Source organism: Streptomyces sp. NPDC091371 (assembly GCF_040684275.1).
In the GTDB taxonomy this organism is placed as follows: domain Bacteria; phylum Actinomycetota; class Actinomycetes; order Streptomycetales; family Streptomycetaceae; genus Streptomyces.
Map to the genome: position 1 here is coordinate 14,169 of NZ_JBFBFP010000016.1, position 21,980 is coordinate 36,148.

General features: G+C 74.3%; 17 protein-coding genes and 2 tRNA genes. 7 read left to right on the forward strand and 12 right to left on the reverse strand.

From position 1 onward, the window contains the following. Positions 1–62 precede the first annotated feature (62 nt). Positions 63–1,325, forward strand: a complete 1,263-nt coding sequence (locus tag AB0O21_RS19070; protein WP_365172305.1) for an MFS transporter — start codon at positions 63–65, stop codon at positions 1,323–1,325. A gap of 14 nt (positions 1,326–1,339) precedes the next feature. Here AB0O21_RS19070 and AB0O21_RS19075 read toward each other — a convergent pair whose 3' ends face one another. Continuing rightward, positions 1,340–3,559: an asparagine synthase-related protein gene (locus AB0O21_RS19075; RefSeq protein WP_365172306.1), complete on the reverse strand. Its 2,220-nt coding sequence runs from the start codon at positions 3,557–3,559 to the stop codon at positions 1,340–1,342. A 647-nt stretch (positions 3,560–4,206) separates the two neighbouring features. On the opposite strand from AB0O21_RS19075, the gene AB0O21_RS19080 reads away from it, so the two are divergent. The 4 genes from AB0O21_RS19080 (at position 4,207) to AB0O21_RS19095 (ending at position 9,554) form a co-directional block, all read left to right on the forward strand. Next, the gene (locus tag AB0O21_RS19080; protein WP_365172307.1) at positions 4,207–5,826 is read left to right on the forward strand and encodes a sporulation protein; all 1,620 of its coding nucleotides are present in this window, start codon (positions 4,207–4,209) and stop codon (positions 5,824–5,826) included. 44 nt (positions 5,827–5,870) lie between these two features. Continuing rightward, the gene (gene lhgO, locus AB0O21_RS19085) at positions 5,871–7,109 is read left to right on the forward strand and encodes an L-2-hydroxyglutarate oxidase (protein ID WP_365172308.1); all 1,239 of its coding nucleotides are present in this window, start codon (positions 5,871–5,873) and stop codon (positions 7,107–7,109) included. A 302-nt stretch (positions 7,110–7,411) separates the two neighbouring features. After that, entirely contained in the window at positions 7,412–8,167 is a 756-nt protein-coding gene (trmB, locus tag AB0O21_RS19090; RefSeq protein WP_365172430.1) for a tRNA (guanosine(46)-N7)-methyltransferase TrmB, read from the forward strand. Positions 8,168–8,210: 43 nt separating this feature from the next. Beyond that, positions 8,211–9,554, forward strand: coding sequence for a PrsW family glutamic-type intramembrane protease (locus AB0O21_RS19095; RefSeq protein ID WP_365172309.1), 1,344 nt, complete (start codon positions 8,211–8,213; stop codon positions 9,552–9,554). Here AB0O21_RS19095 and AB0O21_RS19100 read toward each other — a convergent pair. From AB0O21_RS19100 to AB0O21_RS19115, 4 genes are all read right to left on the reverse strand, one after another. Further along, the gene (locus AB0O21_RS19100; protein ID WP_365172431.1) at positions 9,463–10,494 is read right to left on the reverse strand and encodes a M23 family metallopeptidase; all 1,032 of its coding nucleotides are present in this window, start codon (positions 10,492–10,494) and stop codon (positions 9,463–9,465) included. The two genes, AB0O21_RS19095 and AB0O21_RS19100, sit on opposite strands and share 92 nt — an antisense overlap. Positions 10,495–10,798: 304 nt before the next feature. Next, positions 10,799–11,917, reverse strand: a complete 1,119-nt coding sequence (locus AB0O21_RS19105) for a PP2C family protein-serine/threonine phosphatase (RefSeq protein ID WP_365172432.1) — start codon at positions 11,915–11,917, stop codon at positions 10,799–10,801. A gap of 225 nt (positions 11,918–12,142) precedes the next feature. After that, a tRNA-Met gene (locus AB0O21_RS19110) sits at positions 12,143–12,216 on the reverse strand. Positions 12,217–12,336: 120 nt separating this feature from the next. Next, positions 12,337–13,716, reverse strand: a complete 1,380-nt coding sequence (locus tag AB0O21_RS19115) for a chloride channel protein (protein WP_365172310.1) — start codon at positions 13,714–13,716, stop codon at positions 12,337–12,339. A gap of 254 nt (positions 13,717–13,970) precedes the next feature. Between AB0O21_RS19115 and AB0O21_RS19120 the strand changes: the two genes are divergently transcribed. After that, a complete protein-coding gene (locus AB0O21_RS19120; protein WP_365172311.1) occupies positions 13,971–14,828 on the forward strand; it encodes a YhjD/YihY/BrkB family envelope integrity protein in 858 nt (285 codons plus the stop codon). Positions 14,829–14,838: 10 nt separating this feature from the next. Here the strand turns inward: AB0O21_RS19120 and AB0O21_RS19125 are convergent, their stop codons facing one another. From AB0O21_RS19125 to AB0O21_RS19135, 3 genes are all read right to left on the reverse strand, one after another. Next, on the reverse strand, positions 14,839–16,104 hold the full coding sequence (locus AB0O21_RS19125; protein ID WP_365172312.1) for a hypothetical protein: 1,266 nt from the start codon (positions 16,102–16,104) through the stop codon (positions 14,839–14,841). A gap of 243 nt (positions 16,105–16,347) precedes the next feature. Continuing rightward, positions 16,348–17,184 (reverse strand): hypothetical protein, encoded by an 837-nt coding sequence (locus tag AB0O21_RS19130; protein WP_365172313.1) that lies wholly within the window; start codon positions 17,182–17,184, stop codon positions 16,348–16,350. Positions 17,185–17,186: 2 nt separating this feature from the next. Further along, on the reverse strand, positions 17,187–17,324 hold the full coding sequence (locus tag AB0O21_RS19135; protein ID WP_365172314.1) for a hypothetical protein: 138 nt from the start codon (positions 17,322–17,324) through the stop codon (positions 17,187–17,189). A 243-nt stretch (positions 17,325–17,567) separates the two neighbouring features. Here AB0O21_RS19135 and AB0O21_RS19140 point away from each other — a divergent pair, with 243 nt between their 5' ends. Further along, complete coding sequence (locus tag AB0O21_RS19140) at positions 17,568–18,578, forward strand: helix-turn-helix transcriptional regulator (protein WP_365172315.1); 1,011 nt, start codon at positions 17,568–17,570, stop codon at positions 18,576–18,578. Here the strand turns inward: AB0O21_RS19140 and AB0O21_RS19145 are convergent. The 4 genes from AB0O21_RS19145 to AB0O21_RS19160 all read right to left on the reverse strand — a co-directional run bounded on the left by AB0O21_RS19145 (position 18,513) and on the right by AB0O21_RS19160 (position 21,878). Next, positions 18,513–19,502 carry a DMT family transporter gene (locus AB0O21_RS19145; RefSeq protein WP_365172316.1) on the reverse strand — a complete coding sequence of 330 codons (990 nt, stop codon included), beginning with the start codon at positions 19,500–19,502 and terminating at the stop codon, positions 18,513–18,515. The two genes, AB0O21_RS19140 and AB0O21_RS19145, sit on opposite strands and share 66 nt — an antisense overlap. A 45-nt stretch (positions 19,503–19,547) precedes the next feature. Further along, positions 19,548–20,282, reverse strand: a complete 735-nt coding sequence (locus AB0O21_RS19150; protein ID WP_365172317.1) for a 2OG-Fe dioxygenase family protein — start codon at positions 20,280–20,282, stop codon at positions 19,548–19,550. A gap of 63 nt (positions 20,283–20,345) precedes the next feature. Then, complete coding sequence (locus tag AB0O21_RS19155; protein WP_365172318.1) at positions 20,346–21,551, reverse strand: argininosuccinate synthase-related protein; 1,206 nt, start codon at positions 21,549–21,551, stop codon at positions 20,346–20,348. Positions 21,552–21,805: 254 nt separating this feature from the next. Next, a tRNA-Lys gene (locus AB0O21_RS19160) sits at positions 21,806–21,878 on the reverse strand. Positions 21,879–21,980: the final 102 nt, after the last annotated feature.

The window sequence follows — 21,980 nt, forward strand, 5'->3', positions numbered from 1 at the left end:
GGCTCTGATTTTATCTCAACGTTGAGATTATGAACCTTGAGATGGATGGAGCGGGGGCCACCATGCAGACGACCAAGACCACCACCACGGCCGAGACGGCCAGGACGGCCGGCCCGGCCGGCACGAAGATCGGGACCGGCGGCGCCGCGGCCGTCCCCGTGTTCTGGCTGGCCCTCCTGGCCACCCCCATGGCCGCCGGCGCCAACGCCCCCGTGCTGATCCTTCCCGACATGGCCCGTTCGCTCGGGGTGGCCACCTCGACCGCCGCCTGGCTCGTCGCCGCCTTCGCCTGGTCCATGGCCGTCGGCACTCCCCTGCTGGCCGGCCTGCTCCGCCGCCGCGGCCTGCGCCCGACCCTGCACCTCAGCAGCCTCCTCCTGCTGTCCGGCACCCTTCTCGTCGCCGCCTCGCCCTGGCTGCCGCTCACCCTCCTCGGGCGGGCCGCACAGGCGGCGGGCAGCGCGGGCCTGGTGGCCTGCGCCATGAACCTGGCCGGCACGGCCCGCCGGATGGGCGTCATCAGCGCCGGCTTCGGGATCCTGGGCGCCTCCGGCCCGCTCCTCGGCGCCCAGCTCTCGCAGGCCGTGTCGTGGCGGCTCTCCCTCTCGGTGTCGGTGGTCGCGCTGCTGGCCGTACCCGTGGTGACCAAGTACGCCACCGCCCTGGCCCCCGCCCCCGCCCCCGCACAGGGCAGGCTCGACGCCCGCGGCGCCGCCCTGTTGACGGCGCTGGTCACCGCGCTGGTCATGCTTCCCCACGCGCCCGTCGCCGCGCTGGGGTCCGCGGCCGTCGCCGCGGCGGCCCTCGCGCTGCACGTCCGCCGCCGCCCCGAGGGGTTCGTGCCGCTCGCCCTGCTGCGCAGGCCCGTCTTCGTCGGCTCCGCGCTGCTCGCGCTGGTGCTGTCGTCCTCTTACTTCACCCTGCTGTTCGCCGTGCCGGGCCTGCTCTCCGACCGGGCCGGCTGGGACCGCGGCGCGGCCGGCGCCGGCCAGCTCGTGGCCCTGCTCATCGGATCCGCGCTGTCCTGGCTGCTGGCGGCGGGTTCGGCGCGCATGGGGCGTGCGGCCGTACGGGCCGTACTGGCCGGGACCGGCGCGCTGGCCGCGCTCCTCGCCGCGTTCGCCGGCTGGGGCCCGCTGCTGCTGGCGGCCACCCTGGGCAGCGTGTTCGCCGCGACCGGGGCCAACGCCGTGCTGTCGACGTACGCCGCGTCGAGCGCCCCCGAGCCCCAGCGGCCCACCGCCATCGGCCTGTTCAGCCTCTGCTACCTGCTGGGCGGTGCCTTCGGCCCGGCCGTGGCGACCGCCCTGGTGATCGCCGCCTGAACACCCTCATCCGGTCAGGACAGCGCCGGGCGGTGGACCGGGACGCCCTCCGGGACCGCCCGGCGGCGGGCCGTCGAGGTGCCCGTCCAGCACGTGCCGCGGCGGGCGAGCAGGCGGCCCAGCCAGAGCTCCATCGAGACGAGTTCCGCGAGGCCGTCCAGCGGGACCGGGCGGCCGTCCGCCGCGTCGAGGAGGGCCTGGCGGACGACCCGGGCCTCGATCAGGCCGGCGTCGGCGAGGAGCGGGGAGGAGAACAGGTCCAGGAGGGAGGTGAGGGCGGCGCGCAGGCCCAGGCGGGTCGCCGTTTCGTTCGGGGTGTGGGCGGTGGCGCCCCAGCCCGGGGGGAGTTCGCGGACGCCCGCCGAGGACAGGACGCTGCGCAGGATCTCCGCCCGGGCGCCGGGCTGGACGCGCAGGGATTCGGGGAGGGCGCGGGCGGCCCGGACGACCTGGTTGTCGAGGAAGGGGGCGTGCAGGCGCTGGCTGCGGACTTCCACGGCCTGCTCGAAGACCCGGTGGTCGGCGGCGTGGCGGGCCAGGACCGAGCGGGCCCGGGCCTCGCCGGGGCGCAGGGAGAGCGGGGGGCGGCCGGCGGCGGCCGTGAGGCGGATCGATACTTCCGCCAGCGCCTCCCCGGTGAGCCAGCCCGCCGCGGGTCCCGGGCGGGACCAGGTCAGGGCGGCGAGGGAAGCGTCCACCGGACCGGTGGATCTCTCGGTGACCCCGCCCTCGCGGAGCCGGGCCGCGGCGGCTTCCATGCCCGCGCGGTACGTCGTACGAGAAAGTCTGCGGGCTGCCGAGTACACGGTGAGCGGCACGAGGAGGGATTCGCCCGAGGCTCCCGAGGCGGAGGCCGAACGGGCCAGGGCCGCGACCGGGCGCAGCAGGTGGCGGCGCCGGCGGTCCATCAGGAGGTCGGCCATGCGCGCCGGGTGGGCGTCGAGTACCTGGCGGGCGCCGTGGCCCGTGAAGTGGTCGGCGCTGCCCGCGGCCAGGCGGCGGCGCTCGCGGGCGGCGAAGACCAGGGAGGGGGCCGGTTCGTCGGTCAGGGGGCCGTCGAGGTCGGCGTACGGGAGGGCCTCCTCGGCGGCGGCCACCACGACGTGGTGCAGGCGCGGGTCGGCGGCGATGGCGCGGGCCCGTTCCAGTTCGGCCTCGCGGCCCTGCGGGGTGGCCAGGTCGTTGAAGGTGACGGCCAGCAGCCGCGCCCCGGCGGAGCCGGCCAGGGTGCCCGGCGCGCCCGGCAGGCCGGCCGCCAGCAGGGCGAGGGTCGCGGAGGCGCTGCCGCCCGACAGGTCGGCGCCCACGCCCGGGGCCGGGGCGCCGCGGGCGGCGCGCCGGTCGGCGGGGCCCATGCCGGGCACGGGGCCGGGATCGTACGGCGGCAGGGTGTCGGGAGCATGCCGGGGCGCCGTGAGCCGGGCGCGCACCGCGGCCGTCAACGCTTCCCGTACGCCCTCCACCGCGCGCCCGGCGTCGGCCTCGGGCGCGGCCACGGCGAGGGAGGCGACCGGCTCGTAGCCGGTGATCTCGCGGGAGCCCTCGCGCAGGATGAGCGCGTGGCCGGGCGGGATGCGGCGGACGCCGGCGTACGGTGTGCCGTCGCCCAGTGCCTCGGGGCTGTCGGGGCAGGCCAGCAGGGCGGCGAGGTGGCCTATGTCGAGCTGTGCCTCGATGAGGTCGGCGAGCGGGAGTGCGGCGGTGGCGTACGCGGTGCCGCTGGCCCAGGGGGTGTAGAAGACGGGCCGCGCGCCCGCGAGGTCGCCGACGACGGTGATCCGGCGGCCGGCCTGCACGACGGCGGTGTAGCTGCCCGACCACTGGGTGAGGTGGCGCAGCGCCCCGCCGCGGGCGGCGTAGAGGGCGCGGCGCAGTTCGGCGTCGGTGGCGCCGCAGCAGCCGAGGACGGCGAGCCGGGTGAAGGGGTCGGCCGGCTCGGCGGTGAGGGTGCGGATCTCGTCGGGGCGCCAGTCGCCGACGGCCCAGAGCGGGTCGGGGTCGCCCCACAGGAGCTGGGCGCCGACGGGCTGGACGGTGCGGTCGGCGTCCTCGCCGGGGTCGCCGGGGTGGGAGGCGTCGGCGATGCCGCCGTGCAGGGGGGCGCCGGCGGGGGCGTGGGCGGTCCGGCCGTTGGGCCCGTAGCCGCCGTGACCGCCATGGCCGTTCGCGCCCGAGACCCGGCCGGCCGTGCCGAAGCTCGCGGCGATACTGCTCCAACCCACCAACCAGCGCACCGCCGCCTCCCCAGCCTGTGGGCACATGACCGGGGCACGGGCAGCACGGTCGGCGCTGAGGGCGCGGCCGCGGGACCCCGGGTGGCTCGGGTCCATGCTGCCACGGGACAGGCGTGCGAGAGTGGTTAAAGGGGGCGCACATGCAAACGAACACGCCCCGGCCACGCGGTATTTGACGTTCCGTTCCCACCGTCCCATAGGTCGGTTTCGGCCATTCTTCGGGCGTACCGAGTACCGCCGCAGGCCCCCGCGCCCGGGCTCGGCGGAGCACGGGCGCGGTCGCGGGAGGCGGAACCCACCCCCCGGACCGGACCGCCACCCGCGGGGATTGAGGCAGCGGCATCCCCCGGCCCGCCCGGTTCACGCAGCGGGCCGACCCACGCACCGCACATCGAATCGCCGGGTCCCCGGACCGGCCAGAGCGCACGGGCGGGCGCACGGCCACACGGGCGGAGCACGCACCGGCGAGTGCGCCCCGGACCCGGGCCCGGACCGGACTGTGCAAACGGACAACAATCCCGCCATACGGAAGTAGAGGCCTTAACGCTTGGGAGGCGGGGAACTACGCTGGGTTTACGAAATGCCGGGCGCCTATGCCCCGGCGGCGTATGCGTTGTGTGCGTTCCGCGTGTGACGAGGGGTGGCGCATGTCCAGGGAGCTCCGCGAGCCCAATGAGAAGCTCGGCGCCGTCCTCGCCCTCGCGGGCATCAGCAACGCCGGGCTGGCCCGGCGGGTCAACGACCTCGGCGCGCAGCGCGGCCTGACCCTCCGGTACGACAAGACCTCGGTGGCGCGGTGGGTGTCGAAGGGGATGGTGCCGCAGGGCGCCGCCCCGCACCTGATCGCGGCCGCCATCGGCGCGAAGCTGGGCCGGCCCGTGCCGCTCCACGAGATCGGCCTGGCCGACGCGGACCCCGCGCCGGAGGTCGGCCTGGCCTTCCCGCGCGACGTCGGCGCGGCGGTGCGCTCGGCCACCGACCTCTACCGGCTCGACTTCGCCGGGCGGCGGGGCGGCGGCGGGATCTGGCAGTCCCTCGCGGGGTCCTTCTCGGTGGCGGCGTACGCGACGCCCGCCTCGCGCTGGCTGATATCTCCTGCGGACGGTTCGGTGGGACGGGAGCCCGGTCCGGCGGCGCCGGATGCGCTGACCGGGGCTGCTGCGGTGGCGACGGCGACTGGACCTCGGCCTGCGCCGGGGCCTGCCCCCGCGCCGACCGCTCCTGTGACGGCTCCAGCGGCTGACGGGTCGACGGCACAGGAACCGCCGAGCCCGCGCGGCCCCGCACCGGAACCGCCGTCCACCGTTGTGCCCGCCCAGCCCGGGCCCGAAACTCCGCGCGACCACGCCCAGCGCGTGGGCCACAGCGACGTGACCAAGCTGCGCGAGGCCGCCGAGGACGCGCGCCGCTGGGACTCCAAGTACGGCGGCGGGGACTGGCGTTCCTCGATGGTCCCCGAATGCCTGCGGGTGGACGCGGCACCGCTGCTGCTCGGCTCGTACAGCGACGAGGTGGGCCGCGCGCTGTTCGGCGCGACCGCCGAACTGACCCGGCTGGCCGGGTGGATGGCCTTCGACACCGGCCAGCAGGAGGCCGCGCAGCGGTACTACATCCAGGCGCTGCGCCTGGCCCGCGCGGCCGCCGACGTGCCGCTCGGCGGGTACGTCCTGGCCTCGATGTCCCTCCAGGCGACCTACCGGGACTTCCCGGAGGAGGGCGTGGACCTCGCGCAGGCCGCCGTCGAACGCAACCGGGGCCTGGCCACCGCCCGCACCATGAGCTTCTTCCGCCTCGTCGAGGCGCGCGCGCACGCGAAGGCGGGCGATTCGTCGGCCGCCGGGGCCGCGCTGCGGGCTTCGGAGGGCTGGCTCGAGCGGGCGCGGGACGGCGACGCGGATCCGACCTGGCTCGGCTTCTACTCGTACGACCGCTTCGCGGCGGACGCGGCGGAGTGCTACCGGGACCTGCGGCTCCCCCGCCAGGTACGGCGCTTCACGGAGCAGGCCCTGTCCCGGCCCACCGAGGAGTTCGTGCGCTCGCACGGGCTGCGGCTGGTGGTGAGCGCGGTCGCCGAGCTGGAGTCGGGGAACCTCGACGCGGCGTGCGCGGCGGGCACCCGGGCGGTGGAGGTGGCGGGCCGGATCTCCTCGGCGCGGACGACCGAATACGTACGTGACCTGCTGCACCGCCTGGAACCGTACGGGGACGAGCCCCGCGTCGCGGAGCTGCGCGAGCGGGCCCGGCCGCTGCTGGTGACGCCGGCATAGGGGTGGGCACCGGGGGCCCTCGTGGCCCCGTTGTCGGTGGCGGGGTGCAGTATGCAGGGGTGGGAGGTGTCGGCGTGGGCGTGGGCGGTGGCGTGGACTGCGATGTGCTGGTGATCGGCGGCGGGATCGTCGGCCTGTCGACGGCGCATGCCCTGTCGCGGCTGGCTCCGGGGACGCGGGTGGTCGTCCTGGAGAAGGAGGCCGGTCCGGCGCGGCACCAGACGGGCCGCAACAGCGGGGTGATCCACAGCGGGATCTACTACCGGCCGGGGTCCCTCAAGGCGCGCTTCGCGGTGAGCGGTGCGGCCGAGATGGTCAAGTTCTGTGCGGAGCACGGCATTCCGCACGAGGTGACCGGCAAGCTGATCGTCGCCACCGAGCGGGACGAGCTGCCGCGCCTGCACGCCCTGGTCCAGCGCGGCCGGGAGAACGGCATTCCGGTGCGCGAGCTCGGCCCGGCGCAGATCTCGGAGTACGAGCCGGAGGTGCGCGGCCTGGCCGCGATCCACGTCGGCAGCACCGGGATCGTGGACTACGGCCGGGTGAGCGAGCAGCTGGCGGAGTCCTCCGGCGCGGAGATCGTCTACGGCGGCGCGGTGGACCTGATCTCGCGGCGGCCCTCCGGCGTGGCCGTCCGCACCACCTCCGGGCTGGTCGTGCGCGCGCGGATCCTGGTGAACTGCGCGGGCCTGCAGTGCGACCGGATCGCCCGGCTGGCCGGGGACGACCCGGGAATGCGGATCGTGCCGTTCCGGGGTGAGTACTACGACCTGGCCCGGCCGGATCTGGTGCGCGGGCTGGTCTACCCGGTGCCCGATCCGGCGTTCCCCTTCCTCGGGGTGCACCTGACCCGGGGCATCGGCGGCGGCGTCCACGTCGGCCCGAACGCGGTGCCCGCGCTGGCCCGCGAGGGGTACGGCTGGTCCGTGGTCCGGCCGCGGGACGTGGCCACCGAACTGGCGTGGCCGGGCTCCTGGCGGATGGCCGCGCGGCACTGGCGGTACGGGGCGGGCGAGATCCACCGCTCGCTGTCGAAGCCGGCCTTCACCCGGGCGGTGCGGCGGCTGCTGCCGGCCGTGTCCCCCGAGGACCTCCACCCCGCGTCGGCCGGCGTCCGCGCGCAGGCCGTCCTGCGGGACGGCACGCTCGTGGACGACTTCCTGATCCGCGAGGCGCCGCGGACGGTGCACGTGCTGAACGCGCCGTCGCCGGCGGCCACCGCGTCGCTCCCGATCGGGCGGGAGATCGCCGCCCGCGCCCTCCGGATGCTCCGCGCGGCCTGACCCCTGCGGGGCGCGGGCCGCCGCCAAAGACCTGGGGCTCCGCCCCAGACCCCGCTCCTCAAACGCCGGAGGGGCTGGATTTGGCTGATGCCGTCCGCCAGGCGCGGCCGGTTCGCGAAAATCCAGCCCCGCCGGCGTTTGAGGCGCGGGGGGCCGGGGGCAGCACCCCCGGATGCGGTGCCGTGCCCGGCCGAGCGGCCGGGTCATGCCCCCCGTCGTAGAATCTCGGCATTGTGTCTGAGTCCCTGAACCCCCCGCCGCCCAGCCTCCCGGACGCCCCCGCGCCGGAGGCGTCCTCGTACGTGCCGCCCAAGTGGCGGACCGAGCCCCGGTTCCCCGACGGGCCCTCGCCGGACCCGGCCGGCTCGCACCACGAGCGGCGGATCCGGAGCTTCCAGCCCCGGCGCAGCCGGGTCACCACCGGTCAGGGCGAGGCCCTGAAGCGGCTGTGGGGCACCTGGGGGCTGGACATCGACGGCCACGAGGTCATCGACCTCGAGAAGCTCTTCGACGGCCTGCCCGTGGTCCTGGAGATCGGCTTCGGCATGGGCGAGGCCACCGCGCAGATGGCCGCCGCCGACCCCGGCACCGGCATCCTCGCCGCCGACGTGCACACGCCGGGGCAGGGCAACCTGCTCGCCCTCGCCGAGCGGGGCGGGATGACGAACGTGCGCGTGGCCAACGGCGACGCGATCATCCTGCTGCGCGAGATGCTGCCGCCGGACTCCCTGGCCGGGATCCGCGTGTACTTCCCGGACCCCTGGCCCAAGGCCCGCCACCACAAGCGCCGGCTGATCCAGCCCGAGTTCCTCACGCTGGCCGCCACCCGCATGGCCCCCGGGGCCGTGCTGCACTGCGCGACCGACTGGGAGCCGTACGCCGAGCAGATGCTCGAAGTCCTCACCGCGCACCCGGACTTCGAGAACACGCAGGCCGACGGCGGGTACGCGCCGCGCCCGGACTTCCGGCCGCTCACCCGGTTCGAGGGGCAGGGCCTCGACAAGGGCCATGTCGTGCACGACTTGCTCTTCCGTCGCACCGAGAACGCCAAGAACTGACAACGTCACTCCTCGTGTCAGACCCACTCTGTAGGGTCATCATGTGTCGTTACGAGCGCTCCCCCATGTGCTCGCACGCCCGTCGGGCACGGTCCGCACGGGCGTGCTCGTCGCCCTGCTCGCCACCACCGGGATCGCGATCCTCGAACTCGTGCGGGAGCAGACCGGCACCCCCGGCTTCTTCGTCGGCCTCGGTCTGGCCCTGCTGCCGGTCGCGCCGCTCATGGCGGCGTTCCGGTGGCTCGGCCGGGCCGCGCCCGCGCCCTGGGCGCAGTTGCTGTTCTGCTTCGGCTGGGGGGCCTGCACCGCGGCGCTGATCGCGATACTGGCCAACAGCTTCGCCACCGAGTGGATAGCCGCGGCCACCGCCGATCCCGCCGACGCCGACACGCTCGGCTCGGTGGCGATCGCCCCGGTGGTGGAGGAGAGCGCCAAGGCGGCGGCCCTGCTCCTCGTCTTCGTGTTCCGAAGACCGCGGTTCACCGGCCCGGCCGACGGTTTCGTGGTGGCCGGCTTCACCGCCACCGGCTTCGCCTTCACCGAGAACATCCTCTATCTCGGCAATGCCTTCGGCGAGGACCTGGCCGAAGGCACCGGCGTGCTGGACTCGGTGACCGCGGCGACCTTCTTCGTGCGGATCGTGCTGTCGCCGTTCGCGCACCCGCTGTTCACGGTCCTCACCGGGCTCGGCTTCGGCGCGGCCGCGCTCAGCGTCCGCCGTTCCCACCGGTTCGCCCTGCCCCTGCTCGGCCTGGCGGCGGCCATGTGCGCGCACGCGCTGTGGAACAGTTCCTCGCGGTTCGGGGAGTACGGGTTCTACGTGGTCTACGGCTGCGTGATGGTCCCGGTGTTCGCGCTGCTGGTGTGGCTGGCGGTGTGGATAAGGCGGCGCCGGCTGCGCGCCGTCGCCCGCGAGCTCGCGGCGTACGCGGCGGCGGGCTGGTTCTCGCCGGCGGAGGTCCCGGCGCTGACCTCGATGCCGGCCCGGTCACTGGCCCGGACGCTGGCCCGGCGCAGCGGGGGCCGGGCGGCCGGCCGCGCGGTCGCCCGGTACGAGGACGACGCGACGGAACTGGCCCTGCTGCGGAACCGGGCGCGCCGCGGCGGCCCGGCGCGGGAGCCGGACTTCGCCGGGCGGGAGCGGGAGTTGCTGGACCGGCTGTGGCTGCGGCGGGCGACGGCCGGTCCCGCGCTGGCCCGGGCGGCGGTCCTGGAGGAGCTGCTTCCGCCATCGTTCGGCCCCCGGGCGACCCCCGCGGCCGGCGTGCCCGGTCCCCGGAGCGAGGCGCCGGACCTCAGACGTTCAGGCCCTTGGACTCCAGCCACGCCAGCGGGTCCACCGTCGAGCCGCCCTTGCGCACTTCCAGGTGCAGATGGGGGCCGGTGACGTTGCCGGTCGCGCCGACGCGGCCGATGGTGTCTCCGGCGCCGACCGAGCCGGAGGTCACCGACATCGAGGAGAGGTGGCAGTACCAGACCTCCGTGCCGTCCTCCAGCTCCAGCACGATCCGGTAGCCGTAGGCCCCGGACCACCCGGCCGAGGTGATCTTGCCGGCGGCCACGGCCTTGACCGGGGTGCCCGTGGGGGCGGCGAAGTCGAGGCCGGTGTGGTAGCCGGAGGACCACATGGAGCCGGCCACCCCGTAGTGCGAGGTGAGGGTGTAGGCGGAGGTGGGCAGCGAGTAGCTCCCGGCCAGCTTGGCGAGGCGTTCCTGCTCGGCCTTGGCCGCGGCGGCCTCCTCGGCGGCCTTGGCCTCGGCCGCGGCCTTGGCCTCGGCGGCCGCCTTCGCGTCCTCGACGGCCTTCTGCGCCGCATCCAGCTTGGCCTTGGCCTCCTGCGCGGCGGCGTCCCGCGCGGCCTGCTCGGCCTGCGCCTGCGCCTTGGCCTCGGCGGCGTCCTGCTGGGACTCGGCCTGCTGGAGGATGCGGTTGCGCAGCACCTCGCCGGCGTCCGCGCGGCGGTCGGCCTGCTGCGGGATGATCCCGGTCTTCGCGCCCTCGGCGGCCGCCCGGCGCGTGTCGTCCGCGGCGCCCCCGCCACCGGAGAAGTCGCCGTCCATCACCTCGGGCAGGGAGGGCAGGTCCGGCAGCGCGGGCAGGGATATCGCGACCTGGGGCCGGTCCTGCGCGGTGGCGATGCCGCTCGCCCCGACGGCCGCGATGACGCCGACGCCCAGCACGGTGGAGCTGCGCGCGAGTCCCCCGCGCTGCCGGGCGACGCGGTGCTTGCCCCGTACGGGACGGACCGAATCCTCGGTGGGATTCCACTCGCCCCAGGCACCCGCGGTGGGCGGCTCCTGGTTCTCGATGCCTTCAGGGGCAGGCAAGTTGGAGGCCACCGGGGCACACTCCTCATTGACACGCACGCGCACGGCGCCGTCTCTTGCGACGGCTGGGACGACCGCGCTGCGTTATCGAAAGGTAATAGACGCAGGGGAGTGATTCCAAGCTGTTGCGATTGATCGTTCCTACCAATCGGCCACCCACCGACCGTCTTTGGCCAAGGCTTTTCAGTACAGACAGGGCCCAAGCCGGACAATATTCGGCCCAGCACCCCACCTCTTCCGCCACATCCGGAACCTGACGGTCCGTCAATTCACTCGCTGAGAGCGCCCCTCCCCCTACGCAGCGTCACACCCTGCCCTGGCGGCGCACCACCGGTACGGTCCTCCGCCGCTTCGGCTGCCCCCGCCCCGGCCGGCCCACCGCGAGCAGCGCCATGTCGTCCGTCGCCCCGCCGCCCGTGTGCCGGCGCACATCGCTGCTGAGCGCGCCGAGCAGTTCCTCCGGGCCGGGGAAGATCCGCCCGCGCAGCCGGGCCGCCGGATCGTAGAAATCGCCTGCCACGTTCCGCGCCTCGGTCAGGCCGTCCGTGTACAGCAGCAGGGTGGCCCCCTCCGGGAAGGCCCACTCCCGCGCCCTGCCCGGCAGGCCGCCCAGCTCCCCCATGCCGAGCGGCAGGGCGGGCTCCGCCGGGGCGAGTACCGCCGGTTCCCCGTTCGCGTGCAGCAGCAGCGGCTCGGGATGGCCCCGGTTGAGCAGCCGCAGCAGCTCCGCCCCGGCCGGGATCTCGCCGAGCACGCACGTGGTGAACCCCTCGACCGCGTCCAGACTGTCGCGCCGGGCGCCCTCCCGGGCCAGCGCCCGCTCCAGCCGCAGCGCGACCGCCTCCAGCGTCGGCTCGGTCTCCGCCGCCTCCCGGAACGCGCCGAGGACCACCGCGACGGCCTCCACCGCCCCCAGCCCCTTGCCCCGTACGTCACCCACCGCCAGCCGCACTCCGTACGGGGTGTCCTGGACCGCGTACAGGTCCCCGCCGATGAAGGCGTCGGCGCGGGCGGCCTCGTAGCGCGCGGAGACGGACAGCCCCGCGATCCGCTCCGCGGGCGTCGGCAGCACCGCCCGCTGCGCGGCTTCGGCGATCTCGCGCGCGGAGGCGAGCCGTTCACCGCTGCGCCGCACCACCCGGTTGATCAGGATCGCCAGCCCGGAGACCGTGATGACGGTGGCGAGCTCGGTGAGCGCCGCCACCTTCCAGGTGGTGCCGTGGTGGATGTGCAGCAGGAACACGGTGAGCGAGGCGAGCGCGCCGATCAGGGCCGTGCCCCGGAGGGTGAGGAGGGGGGCGGCGACCAGGGGGGCCGCCGAGAAGAAGGGGGATCCGGTGAAACTGGGCGGGGTCGTCAGGTCGAAGACGAGGCCGAGCCCGATCAGCGCGACCGGCAGCGCCCGCAGGAGCCGCGCCACCAGCCCGTTCCCCGCTCCGCCCGCGCGGTCGCCGTCGTCGCCCTGCCGGCCCAGCCCCACCACGCCGCTCTCCTGCCGCCGGGTCCCTCGCCCCCTCAAGGCTGGCGGTACGGGAGCCCGTTCGGCGACCCGGCGGAGGCCGTACGGGTGAAAGGGGAACGGGCGCGCACACGACGGGAACACGACGAAGGCCCGATTCCCATCCGGGAACCGGGCCTTCGTACTGAGTAGCGGGGACAGGATTTGAACCTGCGACCTCTGGGTTATGAGCCCAGCGAGCTACCGAGCTGCTCCACCCCGCGTCGGTAAACACAACTCTACGCCATCCGGGAGGAGTACTCCGCCAATTAACCGCCCCGCCGACCGGAAAACCCACATCACAGCAGCTCAGAGCCCTAAAGCCGACCGCGAGGCCAAGGGGACTACGGCGCGGGCGCGGGGGGTCCGGCGGCTGCGGGCTCCGCGGCCGCCTCGGGCTTGATGGGCCTGGCAGGCAGCAACCCGGTGACGACGAAGGCGACCACGGCCGCCAGGATCGCCACCGGCATCATGGCGGCGCTGCCGAGGAGCAGCACCACCAGGACCACGCTGCTCACCGGCAGCCGCAGGGTGGCCGCCGCGGCCGCGGCCATGCCCGCCGCCATACCGGGCACGACGCCGAACCCCGGCAGCGGCGCGAGCAGGACGCCCGCCGCCGCGCCGAGGAACAGCGCGGGAAAGATGGGGCCGCCGCGCAGGCTGCCGAGGCAGAGCCCGTAGCCGATGCCCTTGAAGAGCAGGACGGCGATCAGCGCGCCCACGCTCCAGGAATGCGGGTCGGAGGCCAGTTCCCCGATGGTGGCCTGGCCGGAGGAGGCGACCTCGGCGGGCGAGCGGCCGGTGGCCAGCGCGTAGAGGGCGGCGCAGACCGCGGCGCCCAGCGCGCCCTGGACGGTCCGTACGAGGGGTCGCCCGGCGACGTACGAGGCGAGCAGCCGGGCCCCGGCCTGTACGGGGTGCAGGAAGAGGGCGAGGGCCACGGCGATGACCAGCGCCCAGAGCACGTCCGCCGCGTCCAGCCGCGGGATCGGGCCGGTCAGGTTCAGCGTGAGGTCACCGGCCGAGAGCCCCGTCCAGCGGCCGAGGCCCGTGAACACAAGGGACCCGATCCCGCTGGAGAGCAGGGCCGGCAGCATGACCGCGAACAGCTGCGGCCCGCCCACGCCCGCCACCTCGATCAGCAGCACCGCGGCGACCAGCGGATTCCCGAAGATCGCGGAGACGGCCGCCGCGGCTCCGGCGGCGCCCAGCAGCGCGGTGCTCTGCGGCGTCGCCGGCATCTGCGCGAGGTCGCGGAACACCAGGGCGAGGCCGCCGCCCAGGGCGATCAGCGGGGCCTCGGGGCCGAGGACGGCGCCGAACGGCAGGGCGAGCAACGCGGCGAGCAGCACCCCGGGCAGCGCGGCGGAGGAACTTCCCCCCATCTGCATGCCGGCCGCGGGGATGTGCCCGCCGCCGCCCGGCAGGTGGGTGACGACGAGGCCGACGCCCACGCCGGCGACGAGCAGCAGGGGAAGCGGCCACCACCAGGGCGCGGTGTCCCAGCCCGCTGCCTGCGGGAGGTCTTCCCAGAGCGTGTGCTGCAGCTCGCGGAGCGTGACGAGGAGCCAGAAGGAGGCGAGGGACACCGGGATGCCGACGAGGGCGCAGAAAGCGAGGGCCTTGAGATAGCCGGGGCTGCGGAGGATCTTCCGCAGCACGTCCGCCGCCTGCGGCTGGGGACCGCTGTCGGGCTGGTCGGACCGAGCACGCGGCTGCGTCATGGACCACTTCCTTTCCGCTCCCTCGATGATCCACCCGAGTGGCCCGGTTCGCCGCCCGGGCGGATGTCCCCAGGTCAGCGCGTGAGCTCGTGGAGACTCCTCACCGGGGACAGAAGGTGACGGTGCCAGATCGTCGCGAAATGTCGGATATACCCCTTTCTGTCGTTCTCCTCGTGCAAGGTGGTCACAGTCGCCGGGAGCCGGCCCGAGCCGAGCCGTGCCGAGCCGAGCCGAGCCTCATGAGGAGTCCCCACGTGCCTCTACTGAAATCCGGGACGCGAAAGCTCGCGGTGCCCGACTGGATGCGCAAGCACACCCCGCTGCTCGGCCGGCTCCTCGAGCAGCTCGCGTACGTCAACGTGGTGGACTCTGCGACCAGGCTGGCCGCCCAGGCCTTCCTCGGCGCGATCCCCGCCCTGTTCGTCATCGGCGCGATCGCCCCCGATTGGGTCCAGGAACAGCTCGTCTCGTCCATCCGCACCACGATGGGGCTCCAGGACGCCTCGCTGGAGCAGGTGCGGTCGGTGTACTCCGCCGACGGCGGCGCTGCCGTGGCGAGCAGCGGCGCGGTCGGGTGCCTCGTGACCCTGGCCTCGGCCACGGCATGCAGCCGCGCCCTCCAGCGGACCTGCGAGCGCGCCTGGCACCAGCCCAAGGCCAAGGCCCGGCTCGCGGCCTGGCGGTGGGTGGCCTGGCTCAGCGTCTGGCTGGCCGCCCTGCTCTTCCAGGGGCCGGTGCAGGACGCCTTCGGCACGGGCTGGGTCGGCGGCTTCCTCCTCGCCGCGACCAGCTCCATCCTGCTGTGGTGGTGGACCCAGCACCTGCTGCTCGGCGCCCGTGTCCCGTGGCTGCCACTGCTGCCCGGAGCGGTACTGGCCGGGGTGGGGCAACAGCTGCTGACCCTGGCGTCACGCGTGTACATGCCCGGCGCCGTGGAGCGCAGCCTGCAGGAGTTCGGCAGCCTCGGCTCGGTCTTCGTCCTGCTGTCCTGGCTGATCACGATGTTCGTCGTCATCACGCTGGCGATCTCCGTCGGGTACGTGGTGGCGCACGAGCCCCTGCCCGCCCGCTGGCTCCGCACTCCCGACGGCCCGCCGCGCCCGACGTCGTGACGGTACGCCCCTACCGCCCTTCGGGGCTGCCGGTCCGGGCATCGCTCCGGCCGCCGGCCGCCAGCAGCGCGAGTACGGCCAGCACGGCGAGCAGGATGAGCACCAGCAGCAGGACCGTGAGCACCGTCGGGTGGTTCCACAGCGCGAACACGAGCGCGAGCACCAGCAGTACGCCCACGGTGAGGGCGCGCCGATTGGCCTCCACCCACCTGCCGACGCTCCCCGTGTGCACCCCGTGTGCAGCACCCCAGCCGGCGGCGGAGTCGGCGGCGGAGTCGGCCTTGCCCCGCACGCCGCGCGGCAGCCGGCCCGCACCGGACAGGTAGGCGCCGAGGGCCACGACGACCCCCAGGACCATCGCGGTGCGCAGGCTCACCCTCAGGAACCGCACCAGGGTGTCGAAGACCGACGCGGCCGCGGCCGGGGACTGGACCTGTTCCGGGAGGTGGTCGAGGTAGTAGCGGCGGGCGACGACCAGGGCGATCGCGACGACGAGGCAGGCGGCGGCCGCGCACAGGGCCGTGGTCACCAGCGCCCGGCGGCGGCGTCGGGCGAGCAGTACCCCGATCGCCCCGAGGAGCACGGTGATGACGGGCAGCCAGTTGCCGAGGACGTCCAGGAGGTGGACCGTGCTGCGGATCTTCTCCAGCTTGTCGGACTGGAAGAGCACCATCTGCTTGTCGACGTCGGGGATCTTCTCGGCCGGGGAGAGGCCGGCATCCACCAGCTCCTCCTTGACCTTCTCCACGGCCTCGCCGACGTCGAGGGTGACGGTGCCGCCCTCGACGTCGACCGCGCCGCGGCCCTGGCCGGTGAGCGCGTGCACCACGGCGTTGTGGGCCGCCCGGTTGGCCGTCGTCCAGAGCTTCTCGAACCGGTCGCTCTCCACGAAGCGGGTCGCGACCTTGGACACGGCCGCGTCGGCGGCCGAGTCCAGCTGCGGGCCGAGCGCCTTGACGGCCGTACCGACGCGCGGCGGCAGTCCCTGGGCCTCCAGCCACTTCGCCAGGTCCGCCGTGACCTTCGAGCCGTCGACCCGCACGTCGGCCGCCTCGGTGATGCGGTGTGCGGCGGCCTGCTCGATCGCCGGGTCCGAGGCGAGCGGGGCGACCGTGGACACGTACCTGTCGGTGTCCAGCACGATGTCGTGCACCCAGACAGTGAGGAGCGAGACCGGGACGAGCAGGCAGGTGAGCGTGATCAGGACCGTCGATGCGACGCTCGCGGCGATCCGCCGGGCACGCGAGGTGCCCGACCGCTGGGACGTCTCACTCATGGCACTCCCTGGGAGGACTGAGGCTGAAAGGCCACCTCCGCCCATTGGACGGGCACCATGGCCGGATCCGCACCTTCAGCCGGCGGGCTGATGACGGACCATCGGCTCGCTCCCGGGCCCCGGAAACGACACGGCGCCCCACCGGAGGACCGGACGGGGCGCCGACAGGTGCCGCAGGAAGTTCGGCGGCGACTGCGCCAGGCGGGGGAGGACGCCGGGAGGGCGTCCGGGCGCAGCGGCGCTTCAGCGCCGTACGGGCCCCGGGCACACCTCGCGCGGCCGGGAGATCCGCCAGCCGTCGCCCAGCGGTCCGCCCCCGGCGGCCAGCAGCACGCCCGAGTTCGCCCGTACGGCCTCGGTCAGCTCCCGGCCGCGCAGGCCCGGGGACTCGGCCAGGGTCCGCGCGAGGGCGGTGACCGCGCTGTCGGCCTGTCGTACCGCACAGGCCTGCGCGTGGACGGCCCAGACTTCGAGGCCGGCCGTGTGCGCGGCGAGCGCGGTGAAGGAGCCGAGCCCGCAGTCGACCGGAATCAGAACCGGCCCCCGGGGCGCCGCCGCACGGGTGAGGCGCAGGCAGCGTTCCTGCGGGGCGAGCACCGCGAGGGCCTCCCCCGGGCCCCCGGCCGGGACCTCCGCCAGGCCGCGGGCGGCGGCCTCCTTGGCGACCCTCCGGGCCAGTTCCGCCCAGCGCGGGCCCTCGTCGTGAACGGTGGCGAGAGCGGCCGCCCCCAGTGCGGCCGCTCCCTCCGCGATCACCCGTGCCAGGGACTCGTCGTCGGGTGCCCAGCTGAGCGCGGCGGTCCCGGCGCGCAGGAAGGGCAGCAGGCAGGTCAGTCCCGCCGCCTCGTAGGCCTCGGCCGCGAGCCGGCCCCCGGCCGGATCGCTGTGTCCGACCACCGCCGCGTAGTCACCCGCGACGACGGTGGCCGCGACCCCCGCCGCCTCGTCGTGCACGTGCCAGTCGGCGGCGGCGGGATGCTCCGCCTTCGCCCGCTCGACCCGGCCGAGGAGCACCGCTCCCCAGGCGGCCCGCGGACCGGTCAGCGGGGCGACGACCGCCACTTCCGGTCGCCTGGTCACGGTCAGCCCCAGATGAAGGAGTCGGTCGCGGCGGCCGGCGGCTGCTCCGCCGCGGAAGCCGTAGCGGAGCCGCCCAGGACGAACGTGGTGGCGATCACGGCGAGCAGAGCGGCGCGGACGCGAGCGTGGAAACGAGACATGGAGACCCCCCGGTAAGGCGTTCGATCGGTGTGGGATCAGCATGCTGCGACGGCCTCACCAGCGGCTACGGATGCGAAGTTCCGGGACCGGCCATGGCCGGGGGCGGACACGTCCGGGGCCAGGGGACCGCCCCCACCTGAGCGGATGTCCGCATGCCGGACCCCGGTGGCCGTGTCCCGGACCCGTTCCTAGGATCGCGGGTGTGAACCACGGGGGGTGGTTGGCACAGCCGAGGGGGCGGGGTGGAAGCACGGGCCAGGGCCCAGGAGCTGTACCGGATCGCGTTGGACGACGCGTCCTGGCAGCCGGAGACCGTCACCGCGGAACGCGGCTGGGCCGACACCGAGTTCGCCGAGGCCCTGCGCCTGCTGAACCGGCTCGGGCTGTTCGTGCCCTCGCCCGAGACCCGCAACGGCTGGACGGCACTGGCCCCGGACACCGCACTGCGCAACCTCCTGCTGGAGGAGGAGCAGCACACGGGAGCCCTGCTCTCCGCCGTGCAGCAGACCCGGGCCGCGCTGGCCCAGGTCGTGGCCGATTTCCAGCCCGTGCACGCCCGGGAGCTGTCCTCCGTACAGATGGAGGTCGTCAGCGGGGCCGCCAACGTCTCGGCAGCCCTGGAAGACGCCTCGCAGCGCGTCGAGCGCGAGGTGCTCTCCCTGCACCCGGGGCGGGCACTGCCCGCCGAGATGATCGAGGCCGGCCTGGAGCGGGACCGGCTGGCGCTCGGCCGCGGAGTGCAGATCCGCACGATCCATCTGGGTTCGGCGGCCGCCGTGCCGCACATGAGCTCGTACCTGCGGAGGCTGAACTCCGCCGGGGCCCAGGTGCGTACCGCGCACACGCTGCCGCTGCGGCTGATCGTGGTGGACCGCTCGCTGGCCATCGTGCCCGCACCGGAGCCCGTGGACGGGGACATCGCCGCCGTGGTGCTGCGCAGCGAAACGCTGGTCGGCGTATTGCGCGGGATCTTCGAACACTGCTGGGCGGCCGCGAGCGTACTGGGCGACGCGGGCAGCACGACGAGCACGGCCGCCCCCGGCACCGAGGGCGACTGGCAGCCCAGCGGCCGGCACCGCGAGCTGCTGCGGATGCTGGAGGGCGGACTGACGGACGAGGCGATGGCCCGCAAGCTCGGGGTGTCCGAGCGCACGGTCCGCCGCCTCGTCTCCGATCTGACCGAACGGCTAGGAGCGGCCAGCCGGTTCCAGGCCGGCGTGTGCGCGGTCCGCCTGGGCTGGCTCGACGACTGACGCCCCGTCGGCGCCGGACGCGGGCTGCCCGTCGGCGGCCCTGCGGCCCCAGGCGGTGCCGGCCAGCACCAGCAGCGCGCCCACCAGCCCGAGCAGCCCGGGCCGGTCCCCGGCCAGCGCGATGCCGAACACGGCGGCCCACACGGGCTCGGTGCCCAGCAGCAGGCTGACCCGCGACGGCGAGGTCCGGCGCACCGCCCACATCTGCGTGAAGAAGGCGAAGAGCGTGCAGAACGCGGACAGGTAGAGCAGCCACAGCCAGTCGGAGACGTCGAACGCGGCGGCGGCCGCCCACGGGGTGCCGCCCGTGCCGGGCGAGAGCGACAGCAGGGCGAACACCATGACCGCGCTGCCCAACTGGATCGTGGTCATCGACATCGAGTCCGCGCCCTGCACCGACTTCATCCGGGACATGGCCAGGACGTGGACCGTACGGGCGAGCGCCGCGCCCAGCATCAGCAGGTCACCGAGCGAGGGCGTACTGAATCCCGCCCCCTGGGTCAGCAGCAGTACGCCCACCACCGACAGACCGGCCGCCGCCATGAAGGAACGCGGCAGCGCGGTCCCCCGGATCCGGCTCTCCGCGATCGGCGTGAAGATCATCGTGAGGCTGATGATGAGTCCCGCGTTGGTCGCCGAGGTGTGCACCACCCCGTACGTCTCCAGCAGGAAGATCCCGGCCAGGATCAGCCCCAGGATCCCCGCGCCGCGCAGCTGCGCCCCGCTGAGGGCGCGGAGCCTGCGCCACCCGGCGACGACGAGCACCGGCACCGCCACCCCGAACCGCAGCACCAGCACGGCCAGCACGGTCTGGGTGGTGGTGACCCCCTTGGCGGCCAGGTAGCTCGATCCCCACACCACTGCGACCAGCAGGACGGGCAGATCGGTCAGCCAGGCACGGCGGGCCGCAGCGGTGGCGGTCATCGGGACGACTCCTAGGGGTGGTTCGGGTGTGGGGGGAGAACGGGCTCAGCGAGCGGTGTAGGCGATCACCAGGACGTCGCGGTGGGCCACGGCGTCGGGGTCGACCGGCTGGAGCGCGGTCACCGAGTGCAGGGTCCGGCGGTCGTCGCCGAGCAGGAGGTCGCCGGGCTCGGACAGGGTGGTGGTGAGCAGGTGCTCGCCTGCGTCCGTGTAGACACCGCTCTCGCCGCCGGTGACGTTGGTACGGCCGATCATCAGCGAGGTGATGAAGGTGACGCCGTCGCGGTGGCGGCCCTCGGGCGCGGGCTGGCCCTGCTGGTCGGCGGACGCGACGATCCGGTACGGGTGGAGCTTGATGTTCCAGGTCTTCGTACCGTCGACCGCCGTGAAGATCCGGCCCAGCTCGACGAGGACCGAACGCAGCAGCGGGTCGCCGACGAACTGGCCGGTCAGCGGGTCGAACACGCGCTCCACACCGCCGTTGAGCGGATTGACGTCCGTCTCCTGGCGGTAGGGCTCGTGCGGGAGCAGGCTGAGCTCACCGGAGGCCGAGTCCAGCTCGAACTGGCCGTAGCGGCGGAAGCGGTAGGTGCCGCCGTCGGCCATGTGCGTGTCGAGCGTCAGCTCGTCCCAGTGGGCGGCGAACCGGGCCCAGTCGCCGGCCTCGGCGTCGACCAGGTCGGACAGGGCCGCGGAGGGCATCAGGTGCCCGCCGGGGCCGGCGAGCGCGGCGGCGGCGTCGAGCGCGACGGGGTGCGTGGTGGAAGCGGCAGTGGTCATGGGTGAGCTCCGTAATGCGTGGAATGGCGGTGAAGAGAAGAAGGAAGCCCGGCCGACGTGGACTCAGACGGCGGTGAGCAGGGTGTCGGCGCGGGCGAACGGCGCGGACTCGACCTCGATCGCCCGCTCCTCCCAGGCCTCGCGGTCCCTCAGGTACAGCGGCTTGGCGGCGGTGATGGCCCTGGTGTCCGCCCCGCCGGTACGCAGCAGCCAGGTCACGGACCCGGTGGTGCGGGCGGCGCAGGTGTCGATGAACGCCTGGACGGTGAGCCGCAGATCGCCGAACCAGCGGCCCTCCAGCGCCTCGCGCACCCAGACCTGCTCCAGGTGCCGCTTCTCCCGGATGAGTTCGGCGTCCAGGCACGCGCTCTCGACGTGCCGGTAGCTGCTCAGCAGCAAGTGGGCGGCGGGCATCTCGCGGATCTCCAGCACCTTCTCGCCGTGGTCGAGGTGCTCCAGGCCGGAGTAGCGGCCGAGGCCGTAGGCGCCGACCCGCTGGTTGAGCTGGTCGATCAGCTCGGTGAGCGGCATCGGGAGCCCGTCGACGGCGACCGGCAGGCCGTGCTCGAAGGTGACCGTCAGCGTCTCGGAGTCACCGGGCCGCGCGGTGGTGCGGCTCCAGGTGTACATCTCCTCCGGGACCGCGTGGCGCTCCGGGTCGTCGAGGATCCCGGACTCGAACTCGCGGCACCACAGGTTGGAGTCGCCGCTGACGATCCGTCCGGCGAGCAGGTCGATCCCCGCGGAGCGCAGTTCGACGAGCTTCTCGTCCCGGGTGACCGGGTCGAGGTCGTACGGGCTGCCGAAGGCGCCTTCCCAGCCGAGCAGGTTCAGCGCGCCGTTGAGCCGGCGCAGCGTGTTCTGCGAGCGGTTGGCGGTGTGCAGGACGGCCTGGGCGCCGAGGGCGCGGGCCAGGTCGACCGCGCTGCGGGCGATCAGCGGGCGGCTGAGCGTGGAGCTGACGGGGTGGATGCCGAGGTAGACGGCCTGCGCCGCGATCGCCGGAGCGACGTACTGGCCCGCGAACTCCTCGCGCCGGTCGAGGATGTGGATCGTCGCGCCGAGCGCCTCGGCCACCTGGCGCTTGTACTGGCTCGACTCGTCCTCGCCGATGTCGACGCTGACGGCGTGCACGTCGCGGACGCCCATGCGGCGCAGCCGCAGCAGGAGGTACGAGCTGTCGAGGCCACCGCTGAACAGGGTGACGACGGGACGGTTCGGGTCCAGGGTTTCAAGCTGCGAGAAGGAACGTATGAGCGGGGACGGCATGGTCTCTCCAACCTCGGCGCGGTTCACAAGAGAGGAGATTTCCCTGTGGCGGACCTCCGGACAATGGATTCCGGCCGTCCGCGCCCGGCCATGACCGGTCCCGGACGGGCCGCGGACGGGCCGCGGACGGGCTGCGGACGGGCTGCGGACGAGCCGCGCACGCAGGGCCGGGAACGACGAAGCGCCCCGACCGGTCGAAACCAGTCGGGGCGCCGAGTAGCAGGTCAGAGGGGTCAACCTCGGCCTGGGAGCGGTAGGCCATGTCGGACTCGAACCGACAACCAATGGATTAAAAGTCCACTGCTCTGCCAATTGAGCTAATGGCCCTCCACGTGCTCACCCCAGAGCATAGCCGCAGAGCGCCCGTCAGCCGATCGGGTATCTGCCGCCCGGCCTGTCGGCACGCGACAGGGCCCCTACGAGCGAGTC